The sequence below is a fragment of the Rhodanobacter sp. L36 genome, from assembly GCF_009765755.1.
Lineage (GTDB): Bacteria > Pseudomonadota > Gammaproteobacteria > Xanthomonadales > Rhodanobacteraceae > Rhodanobacter.
The window spans coordinates 1,099,655-1,114,544 of record NZ_LMUV01000002.1 but is presented as its reverse complement, the minus strand read 5'-3'; the positions used below and the strand labels follow the sequence as shown (position 1 = coordinate 1,114,544).

The following is a 14,890-nucleotide window of genomic DNA, read 5'->3' as shown; positions in this document are numbered from 1 at the left end:
TCCACGCACGCCGAAGAAGATTCGCGTGCCATCGCTCACGGTGACGAATGAATGGTCATTACCTCTGTTGTCGCCTAGTTGCCGAGTCATGTCATTGCCCTTCCCTACTGGAGTGGGATGGAAACAACGGCGAGGATCGCGAACCGAAGCCGTACCCACGAACCGATCAGCCAGCCATCCCTGCGGCACGCCCTCGGCTTTGTTCAAGGCATGCTGTCACACCTGCGTTTTTCTGGGTTGGCTTTGAAAACGCGCCGACGCTACGTAGCCCTGACCGCGGGCTATGATCGTTTTCATTTCGCTGCTTGCACTCTCAATCGCGGCCTCGGTTTTTTCAAGAGGACGCAGCGATGAGCGATCTGCCATCGATGAACCGACCTCGGGTTGAACCATGAAAATTCCTGCCTCTCGATCACTGGCTGCACTCTTCGGCATGTTGTTGCTTGGCGTGTCCATCGCAACGCCTGCTCGCGCCGACGACGCGGCTGCCGCGCCGTATTACCGTGCGCATCGATTGGTCGAGATCGCGCCCGGTCGCAAGCTCAATCTGTATTGCGTGGGCGCCGGCAGTCCCGTCGTGATTTTCGACTACGGCCTGGGCGGCCCGCCGACTGCGTGGAAAGACATCCAGCCCGCCATCGGGCGCATCACCACCGCATGTACTTACGACCGTGCCGGTTACGGTTTTTCGGATGCCGGCCCGTTGCCGCGCGATACGTCCGCCGAGGTGACGGATCTTCATCGCCTGTTGCAAGCGGCGCATCTCAAACCGCCTTACGTTTTCGTGGGTCATTCGCTGGGTGGATTGAACGGCGCACTTTTCGCCGACCGCTACTTCAATCAGCTGGCCGGCATGGTGCTGGTCGATCCCGCGTTCGCGCATCAGGACGAAAAATTCAACGCCATTCCCGGCGTCCAGGCGGCGTTCGCCAAGCACGCACCCGATTACTCCGAATGCATCGCGATGGCGAAATCCGGCCAGCTGCCGACCGACGCCAAGCGCATCGATGCGTGCCTTGATCGGGACAAAAGCGACGACGCCACCGCGCGTACCGTCAAGGACCGCTGGGACATGAGCGTGGACCAATGGCTCACGTACCAATCCGAATCGCAGTCGTCCGCTTTTTATCTCGGCAAAAACCTCGACAGCAGCGAACTGGATGCAGCGCAGCGCAACTGGGGCGATCTTCCATTGATCGTGCTGACCAGTGGTGACAAGCACTACGAGGGCTTTCCTGCAGACCAGATTCCCGCCATGACCGCGCTCTGGAAAAGCGGCCACGACGAACTCGCCGCCCGCTCCACCCGCGGCCGCAACATCGTGGTGCCCGGCTCGAACCACTACATCCAGCTGGATCATCCCGCCGTGGTGATCGATGCGATCAGGAAAGTCCTCGCGTTGGCGAAGCAGAAAGGCGGCTGAGCTTTTTGCGACGGCAACCAAGCGGGATGCACGAGTCGCGCGGGCTACGTCCAAGCCAAACGCGCGAGAGAAATGAAGCGATGGAAGCCGGCGTGCATTCAATGGCGAGCGGCCCATCCATGTGCGCCGTCGTTATCCGGCAAGACCGAAAAATCAGCGCTGAGCCACATTCATCACTTCGGATGAATGACGCAAACCCCTACACGTATTTCGGAGCCGCACTCACTCGAACATGGCGGGCGCCAAGTAACCTTTGATATGGCCGTCCATCTTGAATCGGCAGTGCCACTGCCATTGCCGCTCCATGGATCAACGCCACTCATCGCGTCCAAACAATCGGCTTCATCGCCAAGGAAGAAAGATATGAAGATGACGACAAGTCAGTGCGTCTCGGCGCTGCTCATGACAACCGTTTTGGCTGGGTGCCAGATGATGCCCCTGCGCAACCAGGCTGCAACGAACGCGAAGCCGGAGGCGCCGCTTTCGGCGAGCGCGGAATGGGCCCAGGTCGCTGAAAGGGATCGCGAGCACGTTCGCCTCGGCCAACTGCCGCCAGAAGTTATTTCATACGATCAGCAAATTGCACAGATGATCCCAGAAGGCGACGGCATCGCGGCCACTCGCGACAAGGCAAAGGCACAGGTCTGGTCGAACAAATTCAATGCCCTTATCACCGCAAGAAACCAGGCCATTGGAAGGGTTGCGGCCCGGCAAATGGCGCGAAGCAATGCAACAGCCAACGCATGGGCTGGTGCGAAGCCTGATCCCTGCCTGTCACCGATGGGCAAAAATATCTGCACCACGCAGCCAGCACAGCAGGGGCGCGTCAATTATTCGGTGGGTCCTGGCGGCATCGGTGCCACCGTCGGCGGATTATTCGTGGGTCCCGGTGGCATCAGCGCGGGCAACGGGCAGTAAGAAGTGGCTCGTTTTGGATCTATTTTTTTGCCTCTCTATAAAAACGCCATCGGAAGGTGAACCAAAGCACGTTTGAATGGGAGCAATAACCTGAGAGAGGCTTAAAAAAGTATCAATTGACGACGTCCATTCCGCAGAGTAGAAAAAGCGGCGTCCACTACGCGCAGTGTGTGCAGGAGCGAAATCATGACATGTTCAAAGGTCGTGCTTGCCTTGGCTGTATCGATGTTGCTCGGAACGAATGCCATCGCCCATGACGCTTCGTTGAGAAGCTTTTCTCAATCGGCTGCCAGCGACACCGTCGGGGCTCCCTCTGGCACTGTGGTCCATCTGCCCCTATTGGTGATCGTGACCAGCAAAGGCCAGGTTCGTGATATCCAGCACTCACAACGCTTGCCCGACAACGTGAACAAGTTGCTCTGGAAGAGCGTGCAGGCTTGGGTCAAGTCACCCGCGCACGTCAATGGCAGACGCGTGAATGCGCAGGTGTTCATGGATGCAGCCTTGCATGCGGAGCCGCAGGCCGACGGCAAGTCCAGCGTTTATTTCACCCTTGCCTCCCTCGGACCTGTCATGCGTGGCTACTGGAAAATGCATGGCGACCGCATCAATGGCCCGTGCTCGACGGTGACTGGCAACATGTCCGCTGGTTTTGGCGGAACGAGTTCAAGATGCACCTTCAAGATCACTGCCGGCGTTGCGCCCATGGCAACCGGGGTGTCCTCCACTCAATAGCAACCAGGGAAAGCAAGGCGGGTTCATCTGCCCACATGCTCAAGGTCAACTGAAGCGTCGCCTTTTTCGACCTCTGCGCTAGACATGCGGTGATGGGACGAAGACAACACCGTCAGAGGTTCTTGCAAAGCCAAAGGAGTCAGAGATATTCAATGTCTCTGGCTCCTTTTCTGTATGTATGCAGGAGTGGCGTGACGGTATACAGGCCGAATGCGCGAAGGAGTCACGCGACGAAGGCGCTGCGCATTCAGTGCTCCCGATCCTGTATTTCATCTTCGCCATCCGCCCCTCTTTTCCCTAGCGGCCAGCCCCTGGCTCGAACGCAGCATTCCTGACGGTTGCAGGTTGAGCCGACAATTCGCGGCTTGAGTCTTTTTGGCTCACGCATGAAGCAAAAAGACTCAGCGTTGAGGCGAAAAGACTCGACGTTGAGGCTGCATCACCTCACGGTCGAGGCTTTTTGGCTCATGCATGAAGCAAAAAGACTCATGCATGAGTCTTTGAAAGTCATCGATGAGGCTACCGAGCCTCGACGATGAGGCTCAAAGACTCAACGTTGAGGCTGCGCCACCTCACGGTTGAGCCTTTTCGGGTCACGCGTGAGACAAAAAGACTCATGCATGAGTCTTTGAGGGTCATCGATGAGACTCCGAGCCTCATCGGTGACGACCGGCGGCCCAAGGCGAGTGACAAACTCATCCAATAGGGCCGTGCTCACCCGGGCAGATGCTTCGACGGCCGAAGCCCGACGATCTGATCCTGCTCGTCCTGAAGTTGCCGCCTCAGGTCAGCGCGACCGCAAGTGCAAAGGTGGTGACCCACAGCGACAACTGCAGCGCGAGCGTCGGCAGAATCTCGCGAATGCGCCGCCGTCCCGGCGCGGAAAACCAGAACATGATCGGCACCTGCCCGAACATCAGCAGCATGGCGATGTGATCGGCGGTGCCTTCATCATGATGCGGCGCGTGCAAGCCGTGCTTCCACACCTCGACGGCGACCATCAGCAACACCACGATGGACATGACGATCGGCAGCGCGCCGTCCCAGTGCCGGAGCGGGCTAGTGTGGCTGAGTCCGGAAGAAGGCTCGGAGGGCACGGGAAATTCCGTTCGAATCTGGAATCACCTTGCCGCCGGTTCGTGGCAGGTCCATGACAGCGACGCTTTTACTGCGCGGTATGGCGCGGCTGCGGATGGTGTGTCGGGTCAGTTACAGGCCGCGTTGCTGAGTCAGATAACCGCAACGACTTCGACGACTAACATCTACCCCAGTGGCCCGATGAATCTTTCCAACTCGGCAAACATCCGTGTATTTGAATCGACAAAGCCATGTTCAAATTGCTCCTTGTCGAAAGGTAAATGCAGTTCTAAGCGGGCGTGATAAATGAGTGTTGAAATCACCGGCGGATAAGCATCCGCTTCACGTCGCCAAGCTCTCGCCATCTCTTTAACCGCGTCTAAGTCTTTGCGCTCGCCTAACGCAATTCGATCCGCCAGCAGCCGGATATAGATGGCGCCTAGAGTGGTCTGCACTTGTCTAGCTGCCTCGATGGTGTCATCCGAAGCAAATGCCTGAAGCTTAGCGATCCCGTCGCCAGACTTTGCGAGTGTGTCCTGAAACTTCCGTTGTAGATCGGGCGTAGAAATTTTTAAATCGACGGACTGGATGAGAGCGCTGTAGTTATTTTGGATCGCGGGCGCGACCTCCAAGAACACATCTCGCTTAAGATTCAAACGCAAGGTTTCGCGTTCTTTCTCGCGATGGCTTTCGAGATCCTTGCTGTCTTTCCGCCGGGCCTCACGCTGGGCTAAATAGAAAAGCCCCAGGGTTACGGCTGGGGTGACCAACGCAAGCAATAGGGCTGAATGATCAGTCGCCGCGGCTTGTGTTGTGATGAAAATTTCTGGCGCTATTAGCACAACGTTCCCCTAAGTGCCGCGACTCTACGCGATTGGCAGATCGAGCCTGACGCCGAAGCTTCCGACGTCTGTTTTGGAACGGCGCCAACCTCCGACGATGAGCGCGTCGCATACGCCTATTAAGCGAGGCTGACCTGCTTGAGCTATTTTCTCCCGATACTGGCGAGCGTTCTCGCTCGCGAGATAGCCCACAGTCTTTCCGCTGATATCGACACGGACAGCTAACTTGTCGTGAGGGTTATTGTCCTCAAGAATGAGGTGGGCCTCCGCTCGTTTCGCTGCACTTTCTTCAGTTCTTCCACCGCACAGAATTTCAAGGGCGTCCTGATAGTGCGACTCACCTACGATGTCGAACTGGAACGCGCCCGTTCCCCCTATCTTGCCGATCGGCGTCGCTGGTTTCTTTCGAATCGATTGGAAGACCACCGCAACGATGATCAAGGCTATAGCAGCAACGAGAAAGACCATATTTCGTTCCGAACTGGTGAGCAATTTGGCGCTCAGACCTCAAGCGTTCGATAGACGCCATCGACAATAGTTTGGTACGAAAAAAGGATATGCGTCGAAATTGTGGCTCGAATCTGCAACTCATTCAGGATAGTTGCGATCGCTTGGACGTCTGCGTGCGACTCAAGGGCAATGTACTGACCCACGGGCACAGGGGTCATCTGATTGTCTTTGTTTCGAATCGTGTCACCACTTCGAGTTTTGAAAATTACGTATTTCCCCACCACGTGGATTATGTCCGGCCTGCGGCTCACTGGGATTGAGGGATTCGCAAGGTAGAAGTGGTGCAGATGTTCGACCAGCGTTCCCCCATTGATTCCGTCCGATGCATATAGGATCTTGTAAGGCCAGTTTCCATAATCCACGGCTGGAAGTTGAGGCTGGATGCGTTGCCCAAGCGGCGCTGTCGGAGGAATTCGCGCGAACTCCATTAATGCATCTTCAAGCGTCGCTTTGTTCAATGTCGACTTAATCGACGCCACGCCGAGCGTACCCTCCACCGGCGCGAACGTCTTGCGCCCATCTTGGTTAGACACTTTGAAACGTGGCGCCGTATCTGTAGTGATTAGCACGTCGAGTTGGCCAGACTCTGAGCCATCGTCGCCGAAGACAAAGCCGCCGAAAGAAACGTTGCACTTCGATGGGGCGTGCTGCTTAAGAAAGTCCGAGTAAACGTCCTCACGCGTCGCACCGATGTCTGATGGGTTGGGAAAGATCGAAGCGGTATTTGCTTCGCCCCGGAGCACGCGTGCTACGTCTAGGTAGTAATCGCCCAGTCTCTTAAAGAACGGCGCAGTCATAATGATCTTCGTCCGTGTGATTGATCGCGAAGGAGCGTAGCAGGCTCATCTGCGCAGCGTCGGTACCTACGGACGGCGGGGTGACCCTGGGGTGACCCTGGGGTGACCCCGTGCTCCAGAAACAACAATCCCGGCGCTGGGCCGGGATCGTGTAAAGCCTTGATAATACTGGCGGAGAGGGAGACTGTCCGCCTAACTACCCGGTTTGATCCCATACGTACCCAAATGAACCAATCTAGCCAAGAGCCCTGCAAACTAAGGTGTCTCGAAGCTCCCTGTTGTCCCTTGACATACCTGTACAGCACGCTCAGCATGTATGGGGCACAGGTTGGGTCAACACGGAATCAAACGCATGGCCACGCACGTAAATCGCCTCACGGCAACTTCGGTCAAGACGAAGAAACCCGGCATGCATGCCGACGGCGGGCTGCTCTATTTGTTGGTGAAACCCGACGGCCGGCGCTCGTGGATCTTCCGCTATCGCGACAGGATCACCACGAAGCTTCGTGATATGGGCTTGGGCCCAGCGTGGGATGTGAGCCTCTCAGAAGCGCGAGAGCGCGCTGCTGGCCTTCGCCGCATGCTGCGCGACGGACAGGACCCGATGACGGTCAAGCACGCGGAAAAAGCCGAGGCGCGCGCGAAGCATGAAAAGCGCATGGCGTTCGGGCGATGCGCCGAGCTCTACATCGAGACTCACCGCAGCGGCTGGAAGAATCCGAAGCACGCAGCGCAATGGGACAGCACGCTACGCACGTATTGCGTGCCCGTCTGGCAGCTGCCGGTGGACGCGATCGACACGGCGCTGGTTATGAAATGTCTCGAGGGGAAAGACTCGAAAGCGCCCCTCTGGAATAGCAAGCCCGAGACCATGAGCCGGGTGCGTGGCCGCATCGAGAGCGTGCTGGCTTGGGCGACGGTTCGCGGCCTGCGCATCGGTGACAACCCCGCAGCATGGCGCAACCACCTCGACCAGCTGCTGCCGGCGCGCAACAAGGTGCAGGCCGTCAAGCATCGCGCGGCGCTACCTTACGTCGACGCCGCGGCTTTCATGGCGGAGCTACGTCAGCGCGACACCGTCGGCGCGCGCGTGCTCGAGCTGCAGATGTTGACCGCTACGCGTCCGGGCGAGGCCGCCGGCGCGAGATGGGCGGAGTTCGATCTGGACGGCGCGGTGTGGACGATTCCAGGCTCGCGCATGAAAGCCGGCAAGGAGCACAGGATTCCGCTCGCGCCTGCTGCGGTGAAGTTGTTGCGCGGGCTTCCGCGAATCAATGACAACGTGTTCCCCGGTGTCCGCGATCGCTCGATCACTACTGCCGCGGCGATGAAGCTGCTGAAAGAATTGCGCCCGGGCCTCACTGCGCACGGGTTTCGCTCCACGTTCCGGGATTGGGCGGCCGAGACAACCAGCCACTCGCGCGAAGTCATCGAAGCAGCCATGGCGCATCGACTGAAAGACGCGGCTGAGGCCGCATACCAGCGCGGCGACTTGTTGCAGCGGCGCGCTGTACTGATGAAGGATTGGGCGGCGTACTGCGCGGCTCCGCGCGCGGCCGACAACGTGACAGCCCTGCAGGGGCGCAAGCATCGGGCGAAAGCCTGACAAAGCGGCCGACCAGGTGCTGACACACCTGGCCAGCCTTCCACAACCACGACCCAAGGAGGTCGAGATCATGGCAACTGAAAGTGTATCAACTCGGAAAAGACAGCCATCGGCAGCGCAAAGAAGCAAACACGACTTGTGGATCGCTGACGACAAAGTGCTGACGATCACCGTCGACAGGAAATGCAAACATTTCCCGCCTGAGGTAGAGCAGTGCGATCGCATCAATGAAATGATTCAAGGGTTAGCGCGTGCTGCAAAGTCCGTGATCTTTCATGTCGAAAACGACACCGGATCCGACGCTGAGTTTGCAACGCGGCCCATCGGTGACATCGCGAACGCGATCATCCTTTTGTCGCAGCTATCGACTGCGATCCGGACCGAAATCGGCGAGGTGCAGTCATGAGCGCAGCAATGAGCGTGGATCTTGCCGATGCAATCACTGACCGATTGAACAAAGCACAAGGCATCGCCGCGATGATGCGCGTGGCGAAGCTGGAGCACGTGACCCCGTTCGCCATCGAAAACTCAGCATGGGCCATTGAAGGCTTGCTCGTCGAGGCCGGCGCGCTCGTCAGCGGCAAAGAGAATTTGAACCTGCCGCGCACTGATTGATAGTTCAACGCCGCGCCAGTTCGCCCACTGGCGCGGTGCATTTGAAGGGCGCATAGGTGCCCGATGTCGAAACGACCCATCTCAATCCCTGAATTTCCAGAGGCACTGGCTGCTATTGCGGAAGCACTCAGGCATCCCCGTTTGCTCAATGAAGAGGAAACGAAGAATTTCTTAGAGCGAAGGCAACACGCGCATATTGAGCGCCACGAATACATCGCCACGATCCGCAATGGAACGGTCGTATATCGCGAGCATGGCCGGGCTGGGGCCGATCTGCCGGTCCCGCCCTACTACTGGAAGATGCTGCAGCGTCGACGAGATTTTGAGGCCGAGGCGAGCAAGGTCGAAAGGGCATTGTCTGCTCGATGGCTGTACCGGCCAAACCAACGCCGCGCACAGGAATTGAGCAAGAAGATTCTCGAACTAGCCGAGAAGATCACGACCGGAAGTAAGCACAAGCAAATTGCTCGCGCAGCCGGTTGCAGCGTGTCGACTGTCAAACGAGCTTTGGAAAACAGAAACGGCTCACAACGAAAGTAACCGATTCTATCGATAGGCCTGAGCTTTCAGGATCAGCCGGAAGCCGTGGGTACACCACGGCATCTGGAGACAGATCCTTGAAGACCGAAGACAAGCCCACCTTCTTTCCGTTTGTGGAAAAGTGCGAAGAGCACGGCATTTCCCGCACGGCAGCCTATCGCCTGGTCGACAAAGGCTTGCTTGAGACCTTCACTCTCGGGCGCCGCCGCTACGTCGTGGCTGAGTCTCTGCGCACGTTGCCGGAACGCATGCGCCAGCAAGCAGCGGCCTGATCGGCGCAAATGAGTTTCCAGATCCTCAACGCGGCATGGAAGGTGCCGCTGACACCTGCTGCAAAGCTGGTGTACGTCGCGCTGGCTGACATGGCCAACGACGGCGGTGAGTGCTTCCCCTCGAACTCGATGCTTGCCGAACGCACTGGTCTCAGCGGCCGGGCAGTTCAGAAGCACATCGCGCTGCTGGAGTCTGCCGGCTACCTGCAGCGCGATTTTCGAGGCGGCCGTTCGACCGTTTACACGGTCACCCCTGCACACGGTGCACCCCTGCCACGCACCACGTGCACCCCACCTCCGCATGAGGTTCACCCCGCACACGGTGCACCTTCGCCCCCGCACCACGTTCACCCCACCCCCGCACAGGGTGCAGGGGCCCCCGCACCACGTTCACCCATAACCACCACTCAACCACCAAGTAACCGCCAGTTGAACCATCAACAGGTGCGCTCGAAGCCAATCGATATTCCTGAGTGGTTGCCGATCGATGCATGGCAGGACTGGTGTCAGTACCGGCAAACAGGAAAGGGGCGCTTCACCGACAAGGCGAAGGCGCTGAGCCTTCGGACGTTGACCAAGTTTCACGACGAAGGCCACGACGCCAAGGCGTTGATCGAGCTTGCTATCGAGCACGGATGGCAAGGCATATATCCGCCCCGCACCGCTCCGAGTTCGTCGCGCGGAAAACCGCCGATTGCACAGCAGTTCGGCAGCAAAACTTATACAGGGACCACCGACGATGAACTCCCCGATTTCCTCCGCACCGCTGGCGCTTAATCCAAGCGAGAAAGAGGTCGCCGCCTACTGCGAAACGCACGGCGATTTCACCGCGAAGAGCTTCACGGTTTTCACCGACCATCCGCCGGTCGTAACGCGCTGCCCGCTGTGCGAAGTGGCGGACCGCGCCAAGACCGTAGAGCGAAACGAAGCCTTAGCGCGACGCGAAAAACAGGAGCGCATCTATTCGCTCCGAAACAGGAGCGGAATTCCCGCACGCTACACCGACAGGACGATCGATAACTTCATCGCTACGACACCAGGCCAGCAGCGCGTAAAGGAAATCTGCACCCTTTTCTCCGAAAGCAAAACGCCTGGCGCTTCGCTGATCTTATGCGGCCCGCCTGGCGTAGGAAAAACTCACCTTGCGACTGCCTGCGGCAACGCGTTCACCGAAATGCTCCGCTCGGTCTTGTTCATGACGGTGCTGTCAGCCATCCGACACATCAAGGACACGTACCGCAAGGACAGCCCCCGCAGCGAATCCGATGCGATCGACGACTTGCTTGCACCGGACCTTTTGATTCTCGATGAGATCGGGGCCCAGCTCGGCAGTGAGCACGAAAAAATGCTGATGTTCGAGATCATCAACGAGCGTTACCAGCAGCTCCGCTCGACGATTCTGATTTCCAATCTGACGCGCGAAGAGCTGAGCACATTTCTCGGCGATCGCGTGATGGATCGCTTTCGCGAATCGGGCGCCGTCATCGCGTTCGATTGGCAAAGTCACCGCGGCCAGCGCGCCACGTTGTCGGACATCCCGTCCGCCGGCGACAACCTTCAAACCCACGCAGTACCGCAGCGGATCGGTCGGCAATGACGACTGCCCCATACACACAACCATACGAAAGGAAAATGTCATGACCGACACAACACAGATTCAAACAAACCTCGACGACGCACGCACTCGCGTTCGTGCTATCGCGAACCAGCGCAAGCAGCAGGCCGATGTGCTCGCCAGTCTCCAGACGGCCGGCCAGAGTGAGACCCAGGCGCGCGCGGCAATCGCAGACATGGATCGCCAGGAAAACGCGGCGATGGAAGCCTGGGCCGACGCAGGGGCGATCGGCGAGGTTCCGACGTTTGACCACGCCGCGCGCGAAGGCCTGAATCGTCAGCTCGTCGAAGCGCAGTCGAAGAGTCGCGCCGCGGCTGCCGCGTCCGCGCCGGTGCAAGAAAACGTGCTGGCATTGGACCGCTCGATGAAGGTCGAGATGGACAACATGACGGTGTGCGCGATGGCGGTACTCGCCGCGGAAGCCGAAGGCCTGGGCGCCGCCTACCAAGAGGCTCTTATCGCGGTTGAGCGCCATCGCATTGAACTGCAGACGCTCAATCATTTCCTTGCCTCGAAGCAGGATCTCGACAACCAGGGCACGACCGCGTTTCTGCCGATCGTAGTGCCGCATCTTGAACAGCGTCATCTCTACCTCGAGCCGATCCGCGTCAAAGCAATGAACGAAGCGAACGCTCGCTGGCAGACTCTTTGGTCGCAGAGCTTGCGGGTGCCTGCGTGATCACCATTCGCGGCCAGGAGCTGGTGCTCCGACCACTGGACCTGTCCGACATCGGGCAGGTCTTCGACAGTGTGCTGGCGCTGTCCACGCTGCGGACCACGGAAGAGATGACGAGTCCAGAGGCACTTACTCACGTGCTGCGGATCATCGGCGTTGCAGTGCGCCGGCAGATGCTGGAAGCAACCTCGGACGAGATTCGCGAGGCGGTGAGGCCCGACAACATTCGCGAGGTGCTGCTCTCTTTGATCGGACAGTCGCCCAATCTGCAGCTCAACGAGACCGACGAAGCATCGTCGACTCGCCACTGAAACATCAAGGGGAAGTGCGATGAGTGGAGATGAAGAAATCAAAGTCAGCCTCACCGCTGACTACGCGGAGCTCGACCAAGGCATGGAAGCCGGTACCGAGTCTGTTGTCGCTGGCACACAGACGATGGCCGCGGCGATCGCAGAATCGTCCGCGGCAATCGCCACGTCGAATGCCGTTGTCGCCGAAAGCGCGGACGCTGCGTCGTTGCGCATCAAGGCGATGGTCGCTGCGTCGCTCGAGCAGCAGGCGGCGAACGGCGCGATCGCCGAAAGCGAGACCAGCCTTGCCGAGCGCCTCGGGCTGCGCGTCGAAGCGACGGCTGAGCAGATCGCCGCGACCCAGGCCGCCATCGCTGCGCAGGACGCACAGATGGAAGGCGTGGAAGCATACATCGGCGCGGAAGTGGCAGCGACCACCGCGACCGAAACCGCAACCATGGCCACCATCACGAACACGACGACGCTCGCGCTCAATGGTCAGGTGGCGCGCGAGGTCGGTGTGATGGTCGGCGAGTTCGCACGCGGCAATTACACGCGCCTGGAAGGTTCGACGATCACGCTAGCAAATCGCACGGCCTTGCTGTCGAGCGCGCTATCGGTCCTTGCGACTCCGCTGGGTTTGGCGACGGCTGGCGCCGCGGCGCTGGGCTACGAAGTGTTTGAAGCCGGCAGCGACTTCCGCGCGATGGAAGGCGCGGTGATCGCCACCGGTGACGCGTCGGGCTACACGGCTGGCCAGCTCGACAACATGGCCGATCGCGTTGGTAAGGCGACAGGCGATGTCTCCGGCGCCGACACGGCGTTTCAGAAGCTTGCTGCGTCGGGTCGATTCGCCGGCGACGATCTCCGCCTGGTCGGTACCGCCGCGGCCGAGATGGCTAGCATGACCGGCGAGAGTGTCGGCACGATCATTTCTCAGATCGAGCGCCTACAGCAGGATCCGCTTCGCGCGGTGGCCAACCTCAATGACCAGTTCCACTTTCTGACCGTGGCTGAGTACGAGCAGATGGAACAGCTCGTTGCCGCCGGCGACGTCACGGGCGCAGCAAGCATCGCTTACGCGGCGATGGCCGACTCCATGGGCGTGAAGACGGAACAGGTGCATGAGCACGTGAACGTGCTGATCAAAGCGTGGCGTGATCTCAAGGGTGCTTGGAACGACGCCATGCGCGGCGCCGACGTTGCACTCGGCGGCGGTGACACTGCGACACAGCTCGCCGACGCGCAGCTGCTCTTGAAGAACCTGCAAAATCAAAACGCCGAGCTGCTGCAGGTGCACAGCAATTCCGTTGGCATCACGGAAGAAGTCAGAGCGCAGACCAAAGTCGTCACAGACCTGACGGCGAAGCTGCACGAACAAAGCGCGGCGGCGGCGCAAGTCGGTGATGCAGCGAAAGCGTCGGCCTCGAAAATCGACGCGATGTCGAAAGCGCACAAGAGCACGTCCGGCGCCGGCGATCTCGAAAAAGACCTGCGCGATCAGGAAGCGGAGCAGCAGATCAGCTACGACAGGCGCGCGCAATTCGAGATGGAATATTGGGGCACGATCCTGCAGACGGCCAAGAAAGGGACGGCCGAATACACGGCCGCATGGGGCAAGGTGCAGGAGCTGCAGAAGCAACTGGACGACCAGCAGCTGGCGTCATCGAACCAGGCCGCGCAGAAATCGACGCAGGCAGCCAAGGCGGCCGCCGCAGGCACAATCAACAGCTTGGAGATGCAGCGCAACGCCACGATGGCATACAGCGCGGAGCGCACTCAGATCGACGAGAAGATCGTCGAAAGCGCTAAGCGCTTGTATGGCGATCAATCAACCGATTACCGCCGCGCGCTCGCCGAACAGATCGCCGATGCGCGCGCTGCAGCGTCCGAGAAAGCGCGCATCGCGCAACAACAGCGTGCGCTCGACGAACAGGATTTGACCGCTGCTCACGACCAGGCGATGCGCGAGCTTGAGACAAAGCGCGAGGAATATCAGAACGAGTACTCCGCCGGCGACATCAGCGCGCAGAAGTTGCTGGATCTCGAACGCGGGTTGGTGAATCAAAAGCTCGCGCTCGACACCGCCTACTACAAGGCGAAGGAAAAGCTCGACGCCGGCGACGCGATGGCGGTGAAGAAAGATCAAGCGGGCATCGTGGCCTCGCATCAATCGTCGCTTACCACCATGGCGAAGGACGAGCAGAAGTTTCACAAGAACAGCGAAAAGGAATGGAGCCAATACGCAAAGCGCATTTCAGCGAGCGTCGGTCAAGCAATCACCGGCATGATTTTCCAGCACCAAAGCCTCAAGAGTGCGGTGACGAGCATCGGCCAGTCGATGGCCGAGCAGTTCATCGAATCGGCGATCGAGAAGCCGCTCGAAGCATGGATCGAAAAAGAGGCGGGCATGCTCACCGCGACGATCGGCACGCTGACGGGCCAGGCCACCGCCACGGACACACAACGCGCCACGGACGCCGCGGCCGAGTCGCTGGCCACCGTGGCATCGATCACCAAGGCGGCGGGCGTGGCAGGCGCGCAGGGCACAGCCTCCTTCGCGGGTGCGCCATGGCCGGTTGATATCGGCGCGCCGGCATTCGGCGCGGCGATGGCGCTTGAGGCGATGAGCTACGCCACTGTGGCCTCGGCTTCTGGCGGTTGGGAAGACGTGCCGGCCGATCAGCTGGCCATGATCCACAAGAACGAAATGGTGCTCCCGGCGCACGTCGCGCAGTCGGTGCGTGATGGCGCGAGCTCGCAAGGATCTAGCCGTCGCGGCAAGTCCGTCGGCGGCGGCACTGGCGCCTTCCACGTGCACATCCACGCCATGGACGCAAAGTCATTCAAGCAGGCGCTGCGCGGCGGTCTCGGTACCGAGCTGGCCAGCTACGCCAAGGGCAAGAGCGCGAACAGCGCAGCGACGCGGAGTCGCGGCTGATGGAGTACTTCAACAACAACCCGCCGCATCGCG

Annotated in this window: 18 protein-coding genes; 13 read left to right on the top strand and 5 right to left on the bottom strand. The window is 59.5% G+C overall.

Features of this window, described 5'->3' with window-relative positions; translation table 11 throughout:
* Positions 1–216: 216 nt before the first annotated feature.
* Positions 217–393: a hypothetical protein gene (locus GSQ73_RS04820; protein ID WP_158881485.1), complete on the bottom strand. Its 177-nt coding sequence runs from the start codon at positions 391–393 to the stop codon at positions 217–219.
* On the opposite strand from GSQ73_RS04820, the gene GSQ73_RS04815 reads away from it, so the two are divergent.
* From GSQ73_RS04815 to GSQ73_RS04805, 3 genes are all read left to right on the top strand, one after another.
* Entirely contained in the window at positions 392–1,423 is a 1,032-nt protein-coding gene (locus GSQ73_RS04815) for an alpha/beta hydrolase (RefSeq protein WP_158881483.1), read from the top strand. The genes GSQ73_RS04820 and GSQ73_RS04815 overlap by 2 nt on opposite strands.
* A 363-nt stretch (positions 1,424–1,786) precedes the next feature.
* Positions 1,787–2,341: a hypothetical protein gene (locus tag GSQ73_RS04810; RefSeq protein ID WP_158881481.1), complete on the top strand. Its 555-nt coding sequence runs from the start codon at positions 1,787–1,789 to the stop codon at positions 2,339–2,341.
* Between the two features lie 225 nt (positions 2,342–2,566).
* Positions 2,567–3,076, top strand: a complete 510-nt coding sequence (locus GSQ73_RS04805; RefSeq protein WP_158881479.1) for a hypothetical protein — start codon at positions 2,567–2,569, stop codon at positions 3,074–3,076.
* Between the two features lie 782 nt (positions 3,077–3,858).
* Here GSQ73_RS04805 and GSQ73_RS04800 read toward each other — a convergent pair.
* The 4 genes from GSQ73_RS04800 to GSQ73_RS04785 all read right to left on the bottom strand — a co-directional run bounded on the left by GSQ73_RS04800 (position 3,859) and on the right by GSQ73_RS04785 (position 6,302).
* Positions 3,859–4,173: a hypothetical protein gene (locus GSQ73_RS04800; RefSeq protein ID WP_158881477.1), complete on the bottom strand. Its 315-nt coding sequence runs from the start codon at positions 4,171–4,173 to the stop codon at positions 3,859–3,861.
* 165 nt (positions 4,174–4,338) lie between these two features.
* Positions 4,339–4,995 carry a hypothetical protein gene (locus tag GSQ73_RS04795; RefSeq protein WP_158881475.1) on the bottom strand — a complete coding sequence of 219 codons (657 nt, stop codon included), beginning with the start codon at positions 4,993–4,995 and terminating at the stop codon, positions 4,339–4,341.
* Between the two features lie 24 nt (positions 4,996–5,019).
* Positions 5,020–5,463 (bottom strand): hypothetical protein, encoded by a 444-nt coding sequence (locus tag GSQ73_RS04790; RefSeq protein WP_158881473.1) that lies wholly within the window; start codon positions 5,461–5,463, stop codon positions 5,020–5,022.
* Between the two features lie 32 nt (positions 5,464–5,495).
* Entirely contained in the window at positions 5,496–6,302 is an 807-nt protein-coding gene (locus GSQ73_RS04785; protein ID WP_158881471.1) for a DUF6602 domain-containing protein, read from the bottom strand.
* A 352-nt stretch (positions 6,303–6,654) separates the two neighbouring features.
* On the opposite strand from GSQ73_RS04785, the gene GSQ73_RS04780 reads away from it, so the two are divergent.
* From GSQ73_RS04780 to GSQ73_RS04735, 10 genes are all read left to right on the top strand, one after another.
* On the top strand, positions 6,655–7,908 hold the full coding sequence (locus GSQ73_RS04780) for a site-specific integrase (protein WP_158881469.1): 1,254 nt from the start codon (positions 6,655–6,657) through the stop codon (positions 7,906–7,908).
* 70 nt (positions 7,909–7,978) lie between these two features.
* A complete protein-coding gene (locus GSQ73_RS04775) occupies positions 7,979–8,314 on the top strand; it encodes a hypothetical protein (RefSeq protein ID WP_158881467.1) in 336 nt (111 codons plus the stop codon).
* A gap of 8 nt (positions 8,315–8,322) precedes the next feature.
* Positions 8,323–8,523: a hypothetical protein gene (locus GSQ73_RS04770; RefSeq protein WP_158881465.1), complete on the top strand. Its 201-nt coding sequence runs from the start codon at positions 8,323–8,325 to the stop codon at positions 8,521–8,523.
* 63 nt (positions 8,524–8,586) lie between these two features.
* Positions 8,587–9,063, top strand: coding sequence for a hypothetical protein (locus GSQ73_RS04765; protein ID WP_158881463.1), 477 nt, complete (start codon positions 8,587–8,589; stop codon positions 9,061–9,063).
* Between the two features lie 77 nt (positions 9,064–9,140).
* On the top strand, positions 9,141–9,335 hold the full coding sequence (locus GSQ73_RS04760; RefSeq protein WP_158881461.1) for a hypothetical protein: 195 nt from the start codon (positions 9,141–9,143) through the stop codon (positions 9,333–9,335).
* A 9-nt stretch (positions 9,336–9,344) separates the two neighbouring features.
* Positions 9,345–10,112 carry a helix-turn-helix domain-containing protein gene (locus GSQ73_RS04755; protein ID WP_158881459.1) on the top strand — a complete coding sequence of 256 codons (768 nt, stop codon included), beginning with the start codon at positions 9,345–9,347 and terminating at the stop codon, positions 10,110–10,112.
* Positions 10,075–10,932, top strand: coding sequence for an ATP-binding protein (locus tag GSQ73_RS04750; RefSeq protein WP_158881457.1), 858 nt, complete (start codon positions 10,075–10,077; stop codon positions 10,930–10,932). The genes GSQ73_RS04755 and GSQ73_RS04750 overlap by 38 nt, the downstream gene beginning before the upstream one ends.
* A gap of 130 nt (positions 10,933–11,062) precedes the next feature.
* On the top strand, positions 11,063–11,629 hold the full coding sequence (locus GSQ73_RS04745) for a hypothetical protein (RefSeq protein ID WP_216844722.1): 567 nt from the start codon (positions 11,063–11,065) through the stop codon (positions 11,627–11,629).
* A complete protein-coding gene (locus tag GSQ73_RS04740) occupies positions 11,626–11,937 on the top strand; it encodes a hypothetical protein (RefSeq protein ID WP_158881453.1) in 312 nt (103 codons plus the stop codon). The genes GSQ73_RS04745 and GSQ73_RS04740 overlap by 4 nt, the downstream gene beginning before the upstream one ends.
* Positions 11,938–11,956: 19 nt before the next feature.
* Complete coding sequence (locus tag GSQ73_RS04735; RefSeq protein ID WP_158881451.1) at positions 11,957–14,857, top strand: phage tail length tape measure family protein; 2,901 nt, start codon at positions 11,957–11,959, stop codon at positions 14,855–14,857.
* Positions 14,858–14,890: the final 33 nt, after the last annotated feature.

What these genes read in the sequence shown, in the direction of transcription:
- GSQ73_RS04815 (WP_158881483.1), top strand. Translation starts at nt 392, where the DNA reads ATGAAAATTCCTGCCTCTCGATCACTGGCTGCACTCTTCGGCATGTTG.
- GSQ73_RS04820 (WP_158881485.1), bottom strand. Translation starts at nt 393, where the DNA reads ATGGTTCAACCCGAGGTCGGTTCATCGATGGCAGATCGCTCATCGCTG.
- GSQ73_RS04810 (WP_158881481.1), top strand. Translation starts at nt 1,787, where the DNA reads ATGAAGATGACGACAAGTCAGTGCGTCTCGGCGCTGCTCATGACAACC.
- GSQ73_RS04805 (WP_158881479.1), top strand. Translation starts at nt 2,567, where the DNA reads ATGTTGCTCGGAACGAATGCCATCGCCCATGACGCTTCGTTGAGAAGC.
- GSQ73_RS04790 (WP_158881473.1), bottom strand. Translation starts at nt 5,463, where the DNA reads ATGGTCTTTCTCGTTGCTGCTATAGCCTTGATCATCGTTGCGGTGGTC.
- GSQ73_RS04785 (WP_158881471.1), bottom strand. Translation starts at nt 6,302, where the DNA reads ATGACTGCGCCGTTCTTTAAGAGACTGGGCGATTACTACCTAGACGTA.
- GSQ73_RS04780 (WP_158881469.1), top strand. Translation starts at nt 6,655, where the DNA reads ATGGCCACGCACGTAAATCGCCTCACGGCAACTTCGGTCAAGACGAAG.
- GSQ73_RS04775 (WP_158881467.1), top strand. Translation starts at nt 7,979, where the DNA reads ATGGCAACTGAAAGTGTATCAACTCGGAAAAGACAGCCATCGGCAGCG.
- GSQ73_RS04770 (WP_158881465.1), top strand. Translation starts at nt 8,323, where the DNA reads ATGAGCGTGGATCTTGCCGATGCAATCACTGACCGATTGAACAAAGCA.
- GSQ73_RS04765 (WP_158881463.1), top strand. Translation starts at nt 8,587, where the DNA reads ATGTCGAAACGACCCATCTCAATCCCTGAATTTCCAGAGGCACTGGCT.
- GSQ73_RS04755 (WP_158881459.1), top strand. Translation starts at nt 9,345, where the DNA reads ATGAGTTTCCAGATCCTCAACGCGGCATGGAAGGTGCCGCTGACACCT.
- GSQ73_RS04750 (WP_158881457.1), top strand. Translation starts at nt 10,075, where the DNA reads ATGAACTCCCCGATTTCCTCCGCACCGCTGGCGCTTAATCCAAGCGAG.
- GSQ73_RS04735 (WP_158881451.1), top strand. Translation starts at nt 11,957, where the DNA reads ATGAGTGGAGATGAAGAAATCAAAGTCAGCCTCACCGCTGACTACGCG.